The following is a 20,435-nucleotide window of genomic DNA, read 5'->3' on the forward strand; positions in this document are numbered from 1 at the left end:
ATTGTAAAATAGTTAACTACATCAAAAATGATCAAAAGATATAATCAAATAATTGCTTTGTTAATGTTGCTGGTATTTAATGTCTTTTATGGGCAACAAGATCCACAATATACCCAATACATGTATAATACAATGACTGTAAATTCTGCTTACGCTGGATCTGCAGGACATTTGACTATTACGGGTTTATATAGAACACAATGGGTAGGTTTTGAAGGGGCTCCAAACACACAAACTTTAACAATAGATTCTCCAGTTGGTAAAAACGTTGGGTTAGGTTTGTCTATTGTAAATGATGAAATTGGACCTTCACAAGAACAATATATTGATGCGAATTTTTCATACACTATCAAGACTTCAGAAACTTATAAACTTTCTTTTGGTATAAAAGGAGGAGGGAGAGTATTAAATATTGACTGGTCAAAGGGATCTTATAGAGATAATGATACCCAATTTCAACAAAATATTCAGAACGAGTTTTTACCTGTTGTCGGAGCAGGCCTTTTTTTACATAGCGAAAAAAGTTATCTAGGTTTATCAGTTCCTAATTTTATGACCGATAAACGTTATGACGAAGTACAGGAAGGTTTAGCTGATGAGAGATTACACGCTTATCTAATTGGAGGATGGGTTTTTGATATTGGAGTAAGTACTAAATTCAAACCAGCTTTTTTGTTGAAGTATGCCGATGGAGCTCCAATGACTGTTGACTTATCAGCCAATTTTATGTTTAATGAAGTCTTTACTTTGGGAGCTGCATATCGTTCAGGAGATGCTATAAGTGCTTTAGCAGGAATACAAATTGCACCTCAATTTTTACTAGGATATTCTTATGATTATACAACTTCAGATATTCAAAATTTTTCATCGGGTACTCACGAAATTGTATTGCGATTTGAGTTAAAATCTAAAGATAAAGGGTTAAAATCACCAAGGTTTTTTTAATATAGAGAATTATGAGAAAAATATTTACTGTACTAGGATTACTTATAGCATTGGTGGGTTTCTCACAAACCAAAAACAAGACTGCTGATGCTTTATTTGATAAGATGTGGTATATAGAAGCAGCAAAAGCTTATGAAAGAGCTATTGAAGGTGGTGATAATTCTAAAGAAACTTTGCAACGTGCGGGAGATTGTTATTACTTTAACACTAATATGGAAAAGGCTAACGAATGGTATCAAAAATTGGTTTCGCAATATCCTAATGATGTTTCTGCTGAATACTTGTTTCGCTATGCACAAACTTTAGAAGGACTTAAAAATTATGATTTAGCCAAAAAGTGGATGAAAAACTTTAGTAAAAAAGCTGAAGCTACAGATGATAGATCTGATAATTTTTCTTTTAAAGAACAAACGATAAACAAAATTTTAAAAAGAGAACCACAATTTACACTTCAAAATTTGTCTATAAATTCAGCTTATTCCGATTTTGGGCCAATGTTTTATAAAGGACAACTTTTATACGCAACAACGATAGACTCTTCTTATGCATCGACTAATAGATATGCGTGGAATGATCAACCCTATTTAAATTTGCAATTAGGAAAAATAAGCGCATCACAAACAGATGTAACAATTGGTGAGCGATTTTCAAATGAGATTAACACTAAGTATCATGAAGCTTGTGTGGCTTTTTCGCCAGATGAAAATACCATTTATTTCACCCGAAATAATTATAACGGAAAACTAAAGCGAGATGGAAAAGGGGTAAATAATCTTAAATTGTATTCGGCTACAGCTACTGATAAAAACGGAAAAGCAACTTGGGGAAATGTACAAGAACTACCCTTTAATAGCGAAGAATATTCTGTTGGACAACCAACAGTAAGTAAAGATGGGAAAAAGCTTTATTTTGTTTCGGATATGCCTGGATCTATTGGTGCTACTGATATTTTTGTAGTTGATATTTTAGGTGATAATAATTTTTCTCAGCCAAGAAATTTAGGTGAAAACATCAATACAAAAGGAAGAGAGATGTTTCCTTTTGTAACAGATAATGGAATATATTTTGCTAGCGATGGACATTTAGGATTAGGAGGATTAGATGTTTTTGAAAGTGTTTTGACAAATGATGTATTTGGAACACCTGAAAATCTTGGGCCTCCACTAAATAGTAATATGGACGATTTTGCTTATATCGTTAATGAAGAAACCAATTTAGGTTTTGTGTCATCGAATAGAAAATCTGGTAAAGGCGATGACGATATTTATTCTTTCGAAAGAACTCCACTTTGTAAACAATTAATTAAAGGGTGTATTTATAATGAATTAACAGAAATGTCTTTAAAAGAAGCTACTGTAACTTTATTTTCATCTGAAGGAGAAAAATTAGAAGAAGTAACTACAAATCAAAATGGGGATTATGAATTTGTTACTCCTGTTACATGTACTGAAAAATATACTCTTCAAGTTTCCAAACAAGGATTTAGTACAGTTACTTCGCCAGTTACGATAGCAAGTATTTCTGGGAAAACGATTATTGATTTAGGTATTAAATCAAATTTAATCGTAAGAGAAAATGGTGTTTTAAAAATAAAAATTGGCATTATTTTCTTTGATTTAGATAAATCGGATATTCGAAATGATGCCGCTATTGAGTTGAATAAAGTGGTTTTATTGATGAATGAGTATCCAGAAATGAATATTAAAATAGAATCGCATACAGATTCTAGAGCCAATGATAACTATAATCTGGAGCTATCTGATAAAAGAGCAAAAGCTTCTAGAGATTATATAATTTCACAAGGTGTTTTTCCTGAACGAATAGAAAGTGCCATAGGTTATGGTGAAACTCAATTAATAAATGATTGTAAAAACGGAGTTCCATGTACCGAAGAACAGCATCAACAAAATAGAAGATCTGAATTTTTAATACTTAAGATGTAATTTTTAATTCTTACCTTCAATTTTTAATTGCATAACTATTAAAACAGGTATTTTGGATTTACAAATCAAAGATGATTCTAAGGATATTGATAAATTTATTTTTTGTCTAGAAGGTGTTCTTGATATAGAAACAAGTGCTGTTACCGAAGTAGTTAGATCTTTAGAGGATCTCGCTTTGAAGCATGGTATTGCTAGTATTTATAAAACGTGTGATACAATTGAGGGGTTAGAAGAAAGCTTGAATGCCTTACTATATGATGATCATAATTTTAAAGATTATGAAATTATTTATCTGGTAATGCAAGGCAAAGAGAATACAATCTGCCTTAATAATTATTATTATAGTGTCGAAGAAATTGCGGAGCTTTTTGAAGGGAAAATGAAAGGAAAAATTGTTCATTTTGCCAATGCAAAAGTACTGGATTTAGAAGAGGAAGAAGCACAGTATTTTTTAGATATTACTGGAGCTCGTGCTATTTCTGGTTATGGAGTAATTAATAGAAATGTAAAAAGTAATACGTTGGACAAAGCTTTTTTTAGCATGTGTCAAGAATTAGATGACGTGGTAGAAATAGTAGAAGAGTTGCATCAAAAGCATTATGCTCTTTGTAAGTTGCTTGATTTTAGATTGTATTATTGAAAATATATACTAAAAAGCTACTTAAATTATTTTTTTGATAACTCTAAGTTTGTGTGTATGCTTGTTGGTTTCACTATTGTAAATTCCCAAATGATCTAGTCGATCAATTCGGACTTTGCCACTTGCATGAATGATATAGTTATTTTCCATAATAATTCCAACATGTATAATGTTTCCTTCATCATTATCAAAAAAAGCTAAATCTCCGGGTTCACTTTCTTCAATAAAACTTAAAGCTTCTCCTTGCGTGGCTTGTTGCGAAGCATCTCTGAGTAATTTGTAGCCATTAAGTTTGTAAACCATTTGTGTAAAACCAGAACAATCGATCCCGAATGGAGTTTTGCCTCCCCATAAATAAGGAGCATTCAAATACATAAATGAAGTAGTAATGATGTTGTTTTTTGGTTTGATACCACTTGTTTTAGTGCCTTCAAAGTCAAATAAACTAGTATTTATTTCAGGGTAATTTAAAAATGACAGTGAAGCTCCTAATGGAACAGGTATTAATAAGTTAGAGGGGGCTAGGATGTATTCTATCAAATCCGCATTAAGAATTATAGCATCTGAAGAGAGTTGATTATAATTTGATTCTGAAATTACCTGATATTGTTTGATGTCTATCCAACCTTGATATTGATCGTATTGCAGTTTGATGTGAGACCATTGTTTATATTGTTCTAAAACTTCGAAATGTTCACCAAATAAAACTTGAGAGACAATTTCGCTTTTATCACTGGCTTCAGCACGAAGAGGAATCATGGCTAGATTACAAATTCCAAACATTTATATAGATTAGATATTAAAAAATAATACGAATTTAAAGAACCGTAAAAATAGTAATTTTCAATTCGTATTATTTAATTAATTTGTGTTTTTATTTACGGATAAAAAGGGATTTAAACAATATAACGTTCAATTATCATTGCCGATGCTCCACCACCGCCATTACAAATTGCAGCTGCTCCATATTTTGCATTGTTTTGTTCTAGTACGTTTAGTAAAGTTACAATAATGCGTGCGCCTGAACATCCAAGAGGATGACCTAATGAAACCGCTCCTCCATTGACGTTTACTTTTTCTGAATTTAATTCGAGAATTTTAGAATTGGCCAATCCTACTACTGAGAAAGCTTCGTTAAATTCGAAATAATCAATTTCATCTAATGTTAATCCAGCTTTCACTAATGCTTTAGGTAATGCCTTGGCGGGACTTGTAGTGAACCATTTTGGTTCTTGAGCAGCATCGGCGTACCCTTTTATAAATGCTAAAGGTTGTAATCCTAACGAAATTGCTTTTTCTTCACTCATCAAAATTACTGCTGCTGCACCATCGTTTATTGTTGAGGCATTTGCTGCGGTTACTGTTCCGTCTTTGGTGAAAACAGGATTCAATGTTGGGATTTTTTCCAAAGAAACGTTTGTGTATTCCTCGTCTCTTGAAATCATGAGAGGTTCGCCTTTTCTTTGAGGAACGGCAACAGGAGTTATTTCGTTATCAAATTTTCCTTCATTCCAAGCTTTTGCAGAACGACTATACGATTGAATTGCAAAATTATCTTGTTCTTCTCTGGAGATTTGATATTCTGTAGCGCATAAATCGGCTGCGACTCCCATTGCATTATTATCGTAAGCATCTGTGAGGCCATCTTTTTGCAAGCCATCAATCATAGTGTTAGGACCAAACTTAGTTCCGTTTCTCAAATGCATATAATGTGGAATTAAACTCATGTTTTCCATGCCACCCGCAATTACAATTTCGGCATCTCCACATTGAATGGCTTGAGCCCCTAACATGATCGATTTCATTCCCGAAGCGCAAACTTTATTTACTGTGGTACAAGCAACATCGTTTGAAAGACCTGCGTAAAGAGCAGCTTGTCTTGCAGGAGCTTGTCCAATTCCGGCCTGAATAACGTTTCCCATGAAAACTTCGTCAATCAAATCAGGATTTAATTGTATTTTATCTATCACACCTTTTATCGCAGCAGCTCCTAATTTTGGAGCAGTTATTGTGGATAATCCTCCCATAAAACTGCCAATAGGAGTTCTAGAGGCAGAAACAATAACAACTTTTTTATTCATGTTTAATGGTTATGTTGGTTTATATAGCAAATTTATACTTTATTTTATAAGATTGAAGTTCTGAGGAGGTTCAAATTGCGATATATTTAAGGAATCTCAATTTGAGATTGTTTTTTTGTGTAAAATAGAATAGCGAATCAATAAGTCTGAATGCAATTATTGTCAAATTTATTGTTTGAATATTAGTTTTTATAGGATAGACTTGAAAATGGTTATTTGTGAAAAAATAACCGAAAGCTATATCTTTGATTGTGAAGTATTTTTGATTAAACAATAAAAAAAATCAAAAAAAAGTACTGAAATAGTTGTGAGAAACGTAAACATGTCTTAAGTTTGCAACCGCAAAACAGGACACGTTTCCTGAAGGATTGGAGAGGTGCCAGAGCGGTAATGGAGCAGATTGCTAATCTGTCGACGGGTAACCGTCGCCAGGGTTCGAGTCCCTGTCTCTCCGCAATTTTTTTGCAATGAATAGCTTTTTAGCTATTCAGTTTTCGGGGTGTAGCGTAGCCCGGTTATCGCGCCTGCTTTGGGAGCAGGAGGTCGCAGGTTCGAATCCTGCCACCCCGACAACAAAATACGGACGCATAGCTCAGCTGGATAGAGCACCTGCCTTCTAAGCAGGCGGTCGAAGGTTCGAATCCTTCTGCGTTCACAGAAGACCCACTCATACCGAGTGGGTCTTTTTGTTTTCTACAATTTTTTAGTTTTTAAAATCGATGAAAAAACCGTGGCAAAACCGTAGTAAATGGTTTTTGAAATAATGAAAACATAGAATTGAAGCGGGTTTGTAACCTATAGTTGCAATTCTTCTGGATCACTTAAACTGATTTTTTAAAATCAGTTTAAACGTTGAAAACCCATATCATTATACGATGTGTTTTTTTTTATTTCTCATCTTGTTTTCAAAAACGCTCAAAAGTGACCTAATTTTTGTGGATTATTTGTGGCATTTTACCTTTTGAAAAAAGCTGCCACAAAAACTCATTTAACTTTCTGTTAATCAACATGTAAAGCTGGTTAACGACTTGATTTAGAGATATTATAATTCGACCTTTATTAACTTTTAAATAGTTGAATTATGTTAGAAAACAGTTTTGGAATTATCTTCTTTTTGAAGAGCTCAGCAAAAAGCACAAATGAAAGATATATTTATATCAGGATTACTGTTAGTGGTGTCCCTAAAGAAACCTCCACGAAACGAAAATGGAATGTAAACCGCTGGGAGCAGAAAACAGGACGTGCAATAGGAAATAAAGAAGATGCTAAAGCTTTAAATTTCTTTTTGTACTCACTGGAAGTTAAAGTCAGAAAGCATGCAGATTATCTTGTAGAAAAACAGGAATCTCTGAATAGCGTAAAGCTGATTAATTTTATTTTAGGTAAAACCAGACTGAAAACTACGGTTCTTCAGGAATTTCAGCTTCATAATGATCAGATGCTTGCTTTAGTGGAAAAGGGTGAATATGCTATTGGCACGCATGTGCGTTTTGAAATATCAAAAAAGCATATCAAAGATTTCATGATCTATAAATACGGAGTGGAGGATATGGAGTTTAATGAACTTAACTTTGAATTTATAAAAGATTATGAGTTTTATCTCAAGACGGTAAAGAACAACGCTAATAATACTGCACTTAAATATATCACTAATTTTAAGAAAATTGTCTTGATAGCGATGGATAAAGAACTTTTAACTATAGATCCTTTTAAGCGTTTTAAAGGTAAAAAGATTAGAGTGCCGAAAAAGCCGCTGACAGGTCTTGAATTATCGCTTTTAGAGAAGCATAAATTTTCTACCGCCCGCCTTGGAGTAGTAAGAGATATTTTTGTCTTTCAATGTTACACAGGTTTAGCCTATATTGATGTGTTTAATTTGAAACAATCGGATATTAAAGAAGGTATTGACGGAGAGCAATGGATTTTGACTGAAAGACAGAAAACAGGAAGTCCCATTAATATTCCTCTGCTTCCAAAGGCAGCGGAAATTGTCAATAGATATAGAGATCATTCTATTTGTGTTGAAAGAAATTCAGTACTTCCTGTGAGTTCAAATCAAAAAATGAATGAGTATCTTAAAGAAATAGCTGATTTATGCGGTATTACAAGTGCTTTAAACACTCACAAGGCAAGAAGAACATTTGGAAGTACGATAACTTTAAATAATAATGTGCCAATCCATGTGGTTAAGGAAATGCTTGGGCATCAGTCTGTTATTCAGACGGAAGAGTATGCGTTGACGGAACAGATTTCTATTGGTCGTGAAATGCAGGGATTAAAGCAGAGATTGGCAGATAAGGAAGATGTTTCGGCTGAATCAACTTTGAAGACAATTGAGAAAATGGAGAAGGAGCTGATGGAAATGAAAAAGAAGCTTAATCTATTAAACAAGAGGTGAAAGGGAGAACTAGTAATTAAAATGTTTATGACTTAACTAACTTTTATATTTGTATTGCTCCGCTATTCGAACCAGTGTTTAAAACCATCCTAGTGGAGTTGCCAGGAATCGAACCTGGACTAAAAAAAACTTTATATTACCTGTTTTTTGTTTTTGAAAAATCTAATATGCCACGATTTTGAACAAATTTAAAAAGTCTTTGAAATTTTGAAGATTTAACTTTCCTGCATTAAGTTGATTGATTTAAAAAGAACGATATAATTCATTAATGAAATTTCGCCTTAGCTTTCTGTGGAAAAAAAGGTATCAATTCCATTGTTTAAATGGTTGTTTATTGTTTTGATTTTGGATGAAATATTTTTTTAACAATGATATTTATGATTTGTAAATTTTAAATTTATTTAGTTGTTGTGAAATTGTTTTATTAGGAGTTGTTTCTCACAATATTTCATTTTGTTTTTTCAATAAAAAAGATATATTTGTAAAAATTTAGTTATATTTTATTTTGATGAAAAAACTACTTAAAAGACTGCCTTCTTTCAATTTACAGGAAATGTTGATTGTATTGGCTATTATTGGAATATTGCTTTTAATAGCATTACCTAATCTGATGCCATTAATCACAAAAGCTAAGAGTGTTGAGGCGCAGGTACAATTAAAAGCAATATACAATGCGGAAAAGCAATACTTTTTTATGTATTCTAAATACAGTCCCGATTTTACCGAAATAGATTTTGAAGCTCCTAAAACGACAAAAGATAATGGCAGTGCCAATTATACTTATGAAATTGTGCAGTCTAACAATAACGAGTTTAAGGTAAAAGCGACAGCTATTACCGATTTCAACGGTAATGGTGTTTTTAATGTTTGGGAAATTGACCAGAATGGTGTTCCAAAACAAATAGTTGCCGACTGATGTGGATGTTTAAAGTAATCCTTATTAGTTTGCTATTTACTGTTTTATATCAGGATTATAAAGACAGGCTAGTTCATTGGTTTTTGTTTCCTCTGATAGGGGTTTTTGCTTTTGCTATTCAATATCTTTTATTGCCTTTACATTTAATATTGCTGAATGTGGGAACAAACCTAATATTGGTCTTGTTTTTATTACTGGTTTGCTATGCCTATACAAAACTTAGGAAGATTGAGTTTAGAAATTCATTCGGATTGGGAGATGTTTTATTCTTTATTTTTATTTCATTTACTTTTTCAACGATTTCTTTTTTGGTGCTTTTTATATTTTCGTTGTGTTTTTCACTTCTACTGCATTTGGTTTTGTCTCAAAAGAGCAAAGAAAAAACAGTACCGTTGGCAGGTTATATGGCATTGTTTTTTGGAGTTGTTTATGGATTCACTTTCTTCTGCGAAAGCAACTTTTTATATGCCTGCTAACAAATGATGAATTTTGATATCCCAATAGAATTTCAGCAGCTCGTTAAATCGGAACAAGCTTATCATTACCGAATTATTCCATTTGGAAAAAGTCAACAGTTGGTATTGTTAAAAACAGATGCTGTTGATATACTGGGACTGCAAAACGAGTTATCTGTTTTATTTCCTTATTCGGTTCAGTTGGAATCCGAAACAACAGAAAACATAAATAGATATTTAAGTACCAATTATCGCAAAACAAATTCCAATGCAGTTTCTGACATTCATTATACTTCTGATTTTCTTGAAAAAATTGTAGTTAACGCTAAAGAAATAGGAAGCAGTGATATTCATTTTGAACCTTATGAAAAAAAAGCGAGGGTACGTTTTCGGTTAGACGGAAAGCTGAAAGAGCAATTTCATATTTCAGCTGAAGAGTATCCGATTATCATAAATAAAATTAAAATTCGGGCCCAACTAGATATATCCGAAAAGCGTTTACCTCAGGATGGTCGTATTGCAATTGTAACCGATTATCAGGATTTTGATATTCGTGTTTCAATTTTACCAACCTTGCACGGAGAAAAAGTTGTGCTTCGTATTTTAAGTAAAGATACCAGTCATATCGATATTAATTCTCTTGGGTTTACCGAAAAAGAATTATCGGCTTATCTTGAGAACATAAAACGTCCCAACGGTATAATCCTTATTTCCGGTCCGACAGGATCGGGAAAAACAACCACTTTGTATGCTACTTTAAAAAAACTTAATTTACCCAATACCAATATTTTAACAGTTGAAGACCCTATCGAATACACTCTAGAAGGAATAAATCAGGTACAATTAAAAGAAAACATAGGACTTGATTTTGCAACCACTTTAAGGACATTTTTAAGGCAAGACCCTGATATCATAATGGTTGGGGAAATTCGGGATGTTAATACGGCAAATATGGCAATCAGGGCAGCTTTGACAGGTCATCTCGTATTGTCAACAATTCATACTAATTCAGCATGGGCAACCATTTCAAGATTGATTGACATGGGAGTTCCGTCTTTTTTAATAGCGAGTACCCTCAATATTAGTGTAGCACAGCGACTTGTTCGTAAATTATGTCAGTTTTGCAAAACGGAAGAAGATATTAAAACAGAGCTGTTTCCGACAGGGTTTGCTATACCAGAAAACCTTAAAAATCATTATGTTGCTGTAGGCTGTGAGCAATGTTATCATACAGGATATTCAGGGCGAAAAGCGATTTATGAGCTTTTACCGATTGAAAGTGAGCTCTCTGCACTAATTAAAAATAATCAATTGGACATCAATAATTATCTTGAAGAAAACGAAATCTTCACGTTGAAGAAAAATGCTTTGTCCTTAATTAAAAACGGAACAACTTCAATTGATGAAGTTTTTTCTTTATTACTGTAAAAAAAAATAAAAGAATATAGCTCAAACATTAATGAAACAAACAATTACATTTTTATTATTGCTGATTTTTCAAATTGCATTTTCGCAAGAGGATAGAATTTTACAACTCAAAAATAATATAGAAGCAATAAGTGCTGATGCTCCAGGACTTACCGAAAAAATTAATATTAGTATAAAGGAATCATCGCTTTCCAGTTTTTTGATGGCAATTTCTGAAGTACATAAAATTAATATTAGTATGGCTCCAAATTTAAGTCAGATCAACATAGTAAATAATTTTACGGATGTTTCAGTTGGCGATATTTTATTGTTTTTGTGCAAAGAATATAACTTAACTATCGATTTTACTGGAAATATACTTTCTGTAAAATCGTATGAAAAACCAGCAGAAAAAACAATAGAAAAAGAGGTTGATGTTTCTTATGATTTGCCTAATAATTTACTGTCTTTGAATTTAAAAGATGACCAATTGTATGGTGTCTTTAAAAAAATAATGGATGTAAGTGGTAAAAATCTTGTTTTTGCTCCTGGACTAGAAAATCAATTATTGACAGTATATATTAAAAGCATGCCTTTTGATGCAGCATTGAATAAACTTGCATTTGCTAATAATTTATCCGTATCAAAATCAAGGGATAATTTTTACATTTTTGATCAGTTAGAAGGTGATTATTCCAAAGAAACCAGTACGGATGTAAATACTGTTCGTCAAAACAAACCGCTGCGCTCTCGAAAATCAAATTTCTTTTTTACAGTTTTGGATACAGAAAAGAAATTATTGGATGTTGATTTTGAAAACACTCCAATTTCAAGTATTATTTATGATATTGGGCATGAACTGGATATTGATATGTTTGTTTCAAGTCCACTTGACAATGCTGGAACAGCGACTGTAAAAGCAAAAAATATTTCATTTGATGCTTTATTGAATAAATTATTTGAGATAAAACAAGAAAGTGTTAATTCAGGAGGATCAGCTGCAAACTTTTCACAACAATCACAATACAGTAACGGTACTAATAATGCCTCATCTTCAAATGTGGTATCTGGAATTGGATTGTTTACCTATATGAAAAGCGGAACTATTTATTATTTCGGAACAAAAGATCAATTGGTAGTTAGGAATATAAAAGCGATTCCATTAATGTATCGTTCTATTGATATTTTAAGTGATCCATCTAAAGAAGGAAGAAGTGCAGGAAGATTAAACAATAATATAAATAACACTACTTATACTAATTATAATAGTGATAATAATAACAGAACAAATAATTTCAATGCAGCAAACCACAATGCTTCAACTTCAAGCAATCCATCAGAATCTATTCTCAGCATTATTCCAGATGAAATAAAAAAAGACCTGGATATAAAAATTGATAAAGAATTGAACAGTTTTTTAGTAAATGGCCCTGCAACAAATATAGAACGTTTAGAATCATTTGTTAAATATATTGATAAACCAGTACCAGTCATATTGATAGAAGTTATGTTGTTGGAAATCAATAAAAGTGCTACGGTTGAAACGGGAATTAAAGCTACTTTAGGTGATAAACCAGTGACTACATCGGGAACTGTATTTCCTAATGCTAATATTACTATTGGAGCCGAAACAATAAACGGTATTATTGATAGCTTTAGTGGATTTGGCTCATTAAATATTGGTAAAGTGGTTCCGAATTTTTATCTGAGCCTTAAAGCAATGGAAACCAACGGGAATTTAAAAATTAGGTCTTCCCCAAAATTATCTACATTAAATGGACATAAGGCCTATTTGTCTATTGGTGAAACAACCTATTATGTGGTAACCAATCAGAATTATTACGGTTCGCAAATACCCCAGGCATCTGAAATTAAAAATTATCAGCCTATTGATGCTGAACTTTCTGTAACAATTATGCCACTGGTTTCGGGTGATGGGCAGATTACAATGGATATCAAAGTGATTCAGTCCAGTTTTAACGGTCAAAAAGTGGATGAAGATGCACCTCCAGGCATAAATTCAAGAGAGTTTACTTCTATTATTCGTGTCAAAGATCAGGATATAATTGTTTTGGGAGGTCTAGAAGAATCGGTAAAAAATGATTCAGGAACGGGTGTGCCTTTATTGTCAAGAATTCCAATTGTTAAATGGTTTTTTAGTTCCAGAAGCCGAGAAGATTCTAAGAAGAAATTATCAGTATTAATTAAACCTACAGTTATTTACTAATGAGCATTTTGTCGTTAAATAACTTTTTACTTGGTAACAACTATGTTGGTATCGAACATTTTTCTGTAAACAATGAAGATAAAATTTCTTTGTTGCTAGTCGAAAAGAAAAAAGAAGGTTTAGTTATTGCAAAAAAAGACAGTGTTACTTATACTGGAACGATTGCAGAAAAATGGGATTCAAGATTTCCTTTTTTCTTAGTAATAAATACCAATCATGTTATTCAGAAAGAAGTTCCAACTATTGATGCTTCTGATGAGAAATTGTTGCATAAGGCATTTCCTAATACGAATTGGGAAGATTTTTATTTTGAAATCTGGCGATTACAAACAAAGTCCGTAATAGCTATTACAAGAAAATCGTATTTGAATGCCCTAGTAGCAAACTATGAAAAACAAAAAATTACAATTGCCGGTATCAGCCTTGGCATTTGTTCTATGGTTGAGATTATCAATTATACAGAGGAAACAGCTTTGCAGACCAATCATCAGTCCGTTTCAAAGCTGGAAGACCAACAGCTGCTTACTGTAGCTGTCAAAGATGCGACCATAGAATACAATATCAATGAGCTACAGGTATCGAATAGGCAATTATTGGCTTTTGCGGGGATACTTCGATTGGTTATGAACACCACTATAAATACAGGTTCAGTTATTGGTTATAGTGAAATATTTTATGATGATTTTAATCAGAAAACATTTTTTGCTAAAGGTTTGAAAATTGCGGTGGGAGCGTTGTTTGTCCTTTTGCTAGTCAATTTTATATTTTTTAATCATTATTATAAATTGGCTCAAGAAGCTGGAGAGACTTTATTGGTAAACCAATCATCTATAGCAGATGTAAAAAGCATAAAACAAAGGATCATAATTAAAGAAGAAAAAGTAAAAAATATTATCGGGAAAACATCTTCTCAGAGCTCCTTGATCATAAATGAGATAGCCAATAAAATTTCACCTTCTATTTTGTTGACAGAATTGGTTTTTAATCCGTTAGAGAAAAAAGTCAAGTTAGAGGAACCAATACTTACACACGATAAAACAATCATCATTTCAGGTACAACAATAGCCAATGACGCATTTACCAACTGGATTGAAAAAATAGAAAAGCTGAATTGGATTGATACGGTTGTCATAACCCATTTTGGAAAAAGCGAAACTAATGAAACGGTATTTTCAATTACAATAAACCTGAATTAATATGAAGCTAAACAATAAAAACAAAATGCTTTTAGCAGGGTTTATAGTAGTGCTTTACTTGTGTTATTCTTTTGCTATAACAAATACTATAAGTTATTATGAAGAATATATGGTCAAACAGGAAGCAATTATTGCAGACAATGATATGCCGGAACTGATTGCCAGGCTCATTCAAAAAGAAAAGCAATTGGATCAGGTAATAGCTCATTATGATATCAAAACTTCTGAATCGTTTCAGAATGATTTATTAAAACAGCTTACATCCTATAGTGATACTTACCATTTGAAAGTTGTTGATTTTCAAGAACCGCATATTATATCTGAAAAAGGGTTTATTACCACGAGTTATATTTTTTCTATAGAAGGGTCATTTAACGGTTGTTTAGCTGTTCTTAATAAAATTGAAAATAATCCTGTTTTGGGAACTATCAGGCACTTAAATTTCATAAAAAAGAAAAACTATAAAACCAATTCAGATCAATTGTTTGTAGAGGTTATCATGCAGAAGAATGAACAAGTTTGATATAAGTGATATTTTATATAATTGGTGTTTTAGATTGGTAAGAAACATCAAAAGTAAACTCCATATTAACAAAATGACCATATTCGATCACACTTATATCAAAGTAAAACTGGAAGGCAAGAGAATTGGTATCCAGAGTGTAGATAAAAATGAATCCGAAATGGTCTAAAAAATCGAAGGCATGTTTAGACTTATAGAAACTAAAAAAAAATCGTAAAAGAATTGTTCTCAGAAAAAGTTCAGTATTAAAAAAAATCTAAAAAAAAAGTGTATTGCCTTGTTAAATTAATTGTAATTTCAATTTAGTAAAGATAATCTAAAAATACACGTTTCAAAAAATTAACTAACAATAGTGAAATTTATAAAAAATTACTGACTCTTTTTTATCGCTTATATTATATTTGAAGAACATAAAATTTTCATTATAAGGAGGACATTATTTAATAATACAAAACCAATTTTAATTTAAACAATTAATCATTATCAATACGTTTTAATATGCAAAATAATACACTTCATTCATACATTAAAATTCTGACAATCCTTCGAAATCAATATGTGCATTTTCGATTAGTAAGTATTTTACTGATTTTATTGATTATATTTTTGAAGAGCGAAAAGTGTTTTGCGCAGTATGCTGGACACGAGCAGTTTCAAATATATTCACCAAATACCTATTCTTTAGGTCAATATGGTGATATTCCCGTTAATTTATCTTTAGGTATTCCTCAAATTGATGTACCTATAATTAATTTTTCAGATAAAGATGTCAACCTTAATATATCAATATCGTATCATGCATCTGGCATTAAGGTAGATGAGGAAGCTTCTTGGGTAGGATTGGGCTGGGTATTAAACGCAGGAGGGGTAATTACAAGGGAAATCAGAGGGCTTCCAGATGGCTTTAAATATAATGGGAATTTACAAGAAAGAAGTTCTATTTCGGACTGCAATAACTGTTATGATGCTACTTCTACACAGAATTATATTAATCAAATTAAACAAAATGTAAGGGATGGTGCCTTAAACATAACCGATAATGGCTCTGATATATTTTACTATAATTTTAACGGTAATGCTGGTAAATTTTTTTTGGATGAGGCTGCTAATGCAACCTTAACCCAATATGAAGATTTTAAAATTCAGTTTGTATCTGATGGAGCTACAAATGATCCACTATATACTGGGGGAGATTTTATAATTACAGATGAAAAAGGTTTTGTTTATGAATTTAAAACTCATGAGAAGATATATGCGATTTCTGGGGGGGAATCGTATATAGGCGCATGGTATATTTCCAAGATTACAAGCCCTTCTGGCGGGCAGCTTATATTCCAATATAGACCAGGGGGAAAAATATCATCAGTTTATACCAAAAGATGCTATAGCGAGGTATATTTTGCAGTCGGTGAAAACAGTCCTACTCATACTATTCCTAACCAATATACAAATACTTGTATTACTCGCGGTGACGACATTAATGGAATTGTTCTAAGTAAAATTACAAGCTCATCAGGGAATTCGTTGGAATTTATAACTTCTCCTAATCCAAGACTTGATAGTGAATCGATGGCTGACAATCAACTTGATTTTATTATATTAAAAAATAAAGATAATCAACAAGTAAAGAAATTTCGATTTAATTATAGTTACTTCGAAGCTAACAATTCTAAGAAAATAGGATTAGAATTTGGTAATACAATCCAGTGCCTTAATTATCGCTTAAGACTGGATTCGTTTCGCGAAATAGCTGTAAATGGTACTGAGCAAAGTCCATATCTGTTTGAATATTATGGCGATAACAATCCGCAGACTGATGACCCTTATACACTTCCCTACCGTTTGTCACCTTGTCAAGATCATTGGGGCTATTACAATAATAGTTTTAATAAATCAATTTTTCCAAGTAATCCCCAGAACAAGCCTTTTCGTATCGATGACTGGTCCAGAGAGTTGACATGGTCGGGGGAATATGTAGGAGGAATAAATTTTTCATTTGGCGTAAGCAATGGTGGAACAAGGGAGCCTGATACGGAAGCAACAAAGGCCTGTACTTTAAATAAAATCGTATTTCCTACTGGAGGTTTTACGTCCTTTGAATTCGAAACACATTCGATAAATTATGAGAATTCCAATTATTTATGGCAAATCGCAGGAGGCTTAAGGGTCAAACAAATTTTAACAAAGGAAGGCACGAATTCTGCCCCTATTATAAAAAACTATGAATATCTGGATTACATGTCCAGTGAAAAATGTGCTTCTGGTGCGGATAACGAGTATTATACATGGTATAATTCGGGTTATGACCCCCTTCGCCCTGACAGAGAAGGAGATTGGAGAAAATTAGCTGCTTTTGGAGTTCCCGCTCATTTATCCGTTAACAACAGATTTGTAGTCCGTGTCGATGGTGCTCCTCAACTGAGGCTTGGAGCAGGAACAAACGCTATCTATACTGTAGTTAAGGAAATATCAGCTGGTAACGGTTCTACAGTATATAATTTTAGCTTTGCCCCCGATTTTGAATTTGGTGGTGATTTTAATTTCGAAGGAGTATCACTTCCAGGATTGTTTAATTCGGCATTGGTTCAAACAGACAATATAGGTACATTTTTACCAACTTTTCATCCTAAATCCATTTCTTCCTGTACGTTTCCTTTTCCTAATTTTCTAAACAATGATTGGAGGCGTGGGCATCTTTTATCTAAAGAAACTTACTCAGAAGATGGAATATTAATGTTTCAGAATTCCACAGAATATGATATCCGTGCGCTTAAAGCAGTTCCTGGTTATAAAGTAACGACATTTGGTGATGAAATTCAATACTTCTATGCTCGTTATTATGATATAGGTGGTATGGCTAAACCTATCAGACAAGTAACAAAAATGTACAATCCTGATGGCAGCTATCTACGAACGGTAAAAGAACTTGATTATAGCTCCCCTTACCACAAGCAACTGACTGAAAGCAAGGAATATGATAGCAAAGGAGGGGTAATTGCCACAAAATATTACTATCCAACCGACTATGGCAATTCACTTTCAAGTCTGAAGACCGCTCACATTCTTACTCCTGTGGATATACGTAGTTATCATAATGCTAAGCTTATTTCTGGGAAACAGGTTCAGTATGGCACCAATGGTTTGCCTTTAGCAATATATAGTGCGGAGCCGACTACTGCAGATATTGTTTTTAATTCGCAATCGCCCTATACTTTCAGTCTCAAATTCTCAAATACCTATAATGAAAACAATACTCTAGAAAGCCAGACTATTACGAACGGAATCACTTCTGTTTTTCTATGGGGCTATAATAAAACCCAGCCTATCGCTAAGATAGAAAATGCAACTTATAGTCAGGTATCCAGTTATGTTACTGCATTGCAAACGGCAAGTGACAACGGCACATTAGCGCAAAGTTCTTTTAATAGTTTAAGAGCTGCATTACCTAGTGCCATGGTTACCACTTACACATACAAACCCCTTATTGGTATGACCAGTATGACCGATCCCAAAGGCTTGACTACCTATTACGAATATGATAGTTTTAACAGGTTGCAATATGTAAAAGACCAAGATCAAAATATTTTACAAAGATATTGTTATAATTATTTGGGCCAGCAGACAGATTGTAGTGTAAGTTCATGGACAACTGTATATAAAAATATTTTTAAAAGTGCACCTTTTGATAAACAGCCATGTGCTGTGGGTACAGTGGGAACCCGCCATGTGTATTCAGTACCAGCTGGTATTTATTCATCGACTGTTTCTCAAGCAGATGCAGATGCCAAGGCAGTGAATGAAATAAATACAAATGGTCAAACTTTTGCCAATGCCAACGGAAGCTGTCTTACAGTTCCAGCTGTGCCAACAGGATTGGCTTTAACGAGTGCTACAACTACTACGTTAAATTTTTCATGGACAGCAGTTACAGGAGCTACGAGTTATAAAATTTATAGAGGAGGAACTCACATCAGTACTGTAACGGCTCCAACTACTACAGGAACCTTAACGGGATTGACGGCTAGTACAGCTTATAATGTACAGGTACTGGCTACAAACGCATCTGTGGACGGTCCTTTATGTACTTCGGTATCTATGAGCACATTGTCGCTTCCTGCCCCTACAGGGCTTACATTTGTTAGTGCTTCACCAGCATCCATAAATTTTTCATGGACAGCGGTTACAGGAGCTACTGGGTACAAGATTTTCAAAGATGGTGTTCCTATAAGTTCAGTTAGTACTACAACTGGTTCTCTAACAGGATTAACAATTGGGACAAGTTATAATATTCAAGTATTGGCATACAATACTTCAGGTGATGGGGCTTTATCTGTAATTGTTCCAATGTCAACGATGTTAGCTGGTCCAACAGGTTTAACCCTTACCAGTGCTACCGCATCATCATTGAATTTTTCTTGGAATACTGTTACAGGAGCTACAGGCTATAAAATTTTCAAAAATGGAGATGCGGCTGTTACTACCACTGGAACCTCTTGGAGTTTTTCGGGACTTAGCGCTTCGACAACTTACACAATACGGGTACTTGCTTATAATTCAGCTGGGGATGGTCTTTCAACATCTGTAGGAATGTCTACTTCAGTTTCTTCCTCATCATTACCGGCTCCAACCAATTTAATCCTTACAAGTAACACTACATCATCTATAAATTTTTCATGGACAGCAGTGGCAGGAGCTACAGGCTATAAAATTTTCAAAAATGGAGATGCGGCTGTTACTACCACTGGAACCTCTTGGACTTTTTCGGGACTTAGCGCTTCGACAATTTACTCAATACGGGTAGTTGCTTATAATTCAGCTGGGGATGGTCTTTCAACATCTGTAGGAATGTCCACAGCAGGCACCCAAACCCCTACTGTAGGGTTTAGTATTACATCGGGAACATATCCAGCAACAACAGGAACATCTGTAAATGCAACTATTCAAAACAATTTGAGTACACCTATCTATATATATGCAACAATACAATCTACTGGCCCTCTTGGTTATGCAGGAGGTGGAGGGGCTATCAATGGAATTGGTATTTCTGCCAGTGGTACTTACACGAGTTCTGGACAAACTATCATTTCTTCAAATTACGCTACAATAGCTGCAGGTGCAACAGTTAGCTTCAGTGGTAGTTATAGCGGTGCTGTTGGAAGATTAATTTTAGCTTATTCAACAAATCCAGAAGGAGTATTAACTTATTGGTATGTTCCCAATCAATAAGCTGTTTGTTTTTTTTTAAACATAGAATTCTTTAATTATAATATAATAGGATATGAAAAAATATATATTGATATTGTGTTTATTGGTATTGATGAGTATGCATGCTCAGCAATTTAGCAACGAAAATTTCATTTACACCGAAGTGCCGCAGAAGGCGGTTCAAGTAGCCAATTACAGTACATTATCTAAAGACTCTATTCAAAAGAGCATTAGTTATTTTGATGGTTTGGGTCGTCTAAAGCAAACTGTAGGCATCGGTCAAGGAGTGTTAAACAATCTTTTAGACTGGAAAACTAGTTGGACTTTAGGTTCAGGAAGTGTAACTGGTTTTACGGTTAATGGGCAAGCTACAGAAAACCTTAGAATCGATGGTTTAAATCCTTTCGGAAAAACGGACCGTCTATGGCGATGTGTCAACGATGCCATCTCTGGTGCAGATGGAGGTTGGGTTACTACCGATATTCCCATTGATAAAACA

General features: G+C 33.5%; 15 protein-coding genes and 3 tRNA genes. 16 read left to right on the top strand and 2 right to left on the bottom strand.

All coding sequences use genetic code 11. The annotated features are described in order from the left end of the window. The first annotated feature begins 27 nt into the window (after window positions 1-27). The 3 genes from ABEB18_RS12865 to ABEB18_RS12875 are packed head-to-tail and all read left to right on the top strand — an operon-like array spanning window position 28 to window position 3,528. Entirely contained in the window at window positions 28-945 is a 918-nt protein-coding gene (locus ABEB18_RS12865; RefSeq protein ID WP_348799711.1) for a PorP/SprF family type IX secretion system membrane protein, read from the top strand. An 11-nt stretch (window positions 946-956) separates the two neighbouring features. Further along, window positions 957-2,888, top strand: coding sequence for an OmpA family protein (locus ABEB18_RS12870; protein WP_348799712.1), 1,932 nt, complete (start codon window positions 957-959; stop codon window positions 2,886-2,888). 52 nt (window positions 2,889-2,940) lie between these two features. Then, window positions 2,941-3,528 carry a DUF6642 family protein gene (locus ABEB18_RS12875; RefSeq protein ID WP_438861447.1) on the top strand — a complete coding sequence of 196 codons (588 nt, stop codon included), beginning with the start codon at window positions 2,941-2,943 and terminating at the stop codon, window positions 3,526-3,528. A 21-nt stretch (window positions 3,529-3,549) separates the two neighbouring features. Here ABEB18_RS12875 and ABEB18_RS12880 read toward each other — a convergent pair whose 3' ends face one another. Then, entirely contained in the window at window positions 3,550-4,311 is a 762-nt protein-coding gene (locus tag ABEB18_RS12880; RefSeq protein WP_348799713.1) for a C40 family peptidase, read from the bottom strand. 113 nt (window positions 4,312-4,424) lie between these two features. Next, a complete protein-coding gene (locus ABEB18_RS12885) occupies window positions 4,425-5,609 on the bottom strand; it encodes an acetyl-CoA C-acyltransferase (protein ID WP_348799714.1) in 1,185 nt (394 codons plus the stop codon). Between the two features lie 370 nt (window positions 5,610-5,979). On the opposite strand from ABEB18_RS12885, the gene ABEB18_RS12890 reads away from it, so the two are divergent. The 13 genes from ABEB18_RS12890 to ABEB18_RS12950 form a co-directional block, all read left to right on the top strand. Beyond that, window positions 5,980-6,063: transfer RNA gene (locus ABEB18_RS12890), tRNA-Ser, on the top strand. A gap of 41 nt (window positions 6,064-6,104) precedes the next feature. Next, window positions 6,105-6,179 (top strand) — tRNA-Pro (locus ABEB18_RS12895). A gap of 11 nt (window positions 6,180-6,190) precedes the next feature. Next, a tRNA-Arg gene (locus ABEB18_RS12900) sits at window positions 6,191-6,264 on the top strand. Between the two features lie 426 nt (window positions 6,265-6,690). Then, entirely contained in the window at window positions 6,691-8,007 is a 1,317-nt protein-coding gene (locus ABEB18_RS12905) for a site-specific integrase (RefSeq protein WP_348799715.1), read from the top strand. Between the two features lie 508 nt (window positions 8,008-8,515). Then, window positions 8,516-8,923, top strand: coding sequence for a type IV pilin protein (locus ABEB18_RS12910; protein WP_348799716.1), 408 nt, complete (start codon window positions 8,516-8,518; stop codon window positions 8,921-8,923). A 5-nt stretch (window positions 8,924-8,928) separates the two neighbouring features. Beyond that, window positions 8,929-9,399 carry a hypothetical protein gene (locus ABEB18_RS12915; protein WP_348799717.1) on the top strand — a complete coding sequence of 157 codons (471 nt, stop codon included), beginning with the start codon at window positions 8,929-8,931 and terminating at the stop codon, window positions 9,397-9,399. Between the two features lie 3 nt (window positions 9,400-9,402). Further along, a complete protein-coding gene (locus ABEB18_RS12920) occupies window positions 9,403-10,806 on the top strand; it encodes a GspE/PulE family protein (RefSeq protein WP_348799718.1) in 1,404 nt (467 codons plus the stop codon). Between the two features lie 31 nt (window positions 10,807-10,837). Next, window positions 10,838-13,012: a type II secretion system protein GspD gene (locus ABEB18_RS12925; RefSeq protein ID WP_348799719.1), complete on the top strand. Its 2,175-nt coding sequence runs from the start codon at window positions 10,838-10,840 to the stop codon at window positions 13,010-13,012. Beyond that, the gene (locus ABEB18_RS12930; protein WP_348799720.1) at window positions 13,012-14,208 is read left to right on the top strand and encodes a hypothetical protein; all 1,197 of its coding nucleotides are present in this window, start codon (window positions 13,012-13,014) and stop codon (window positions 14,206-14,208) included. Before ABEB18_RS12925 ends, ABEB18_RS12930 begins: the two co-directional genes overlap by 1 nt. Before the next feature lies 1 nt (window position 14,209). Further along, the gene (locus ABEB18_RS12935) at window positions 14,210-14,731 is read left to right on the top strand and encodes a hypothetical protein (RefSeq protein WP_348799721.1); all 522 of its coding nucleotides are present in this window, start codon (window positions 14,210-14,212) and stop codon (window positions 14,729-14,731) included. Then, window positions 14,718-14,900 (top strand): hypothetical protein, encoded by a 183-nt coding sequence (locus ABEB18_RS12940; protein WP_348799722.1) that lies wholly within the window; start codon window positions 14,718-14,720, stop codon window positions 14,898-14,900. The genes ABEB18_RS12935 and ABEB18_RS12940 overlap by 14 nt, the downstream gene beginning before the upstream one ends. A 329-nt stretch (window positions 14,901-15,229) precedes the next feature. Beyond that, on the top strand, window positions 15,230-19,957 hold the full coding sequence (locus ABEB18_RS12945; protein WP_348799723.1) for a fibronectin type III domain-containing protein: 4,728 nt from the start codon (window positions 15,230-15,232) through the stop codon (window positions 19,955-19,957). 52 nt (window positions 19,958-20,009) lie between these two features. Beyond that, window positions 20,010-20,435 (top strand): DUF6443 domain-containing protein (locus ABEB18_RS12950; protein WP_348799724.1); only part of this gene is annotated, 426 nt, incomplete at its 3' end.

It is taken from the genome of Flavobacterium adhaerens, assembly GCF_040045115.1.
Classification (GTDB): domain Bacteria; phylum Bacteroidota; class Bacteroidia; order Flavobacteriales; family Flavobacteriaceae; genus Flavobacterium; species Flavobacterium adhaerens.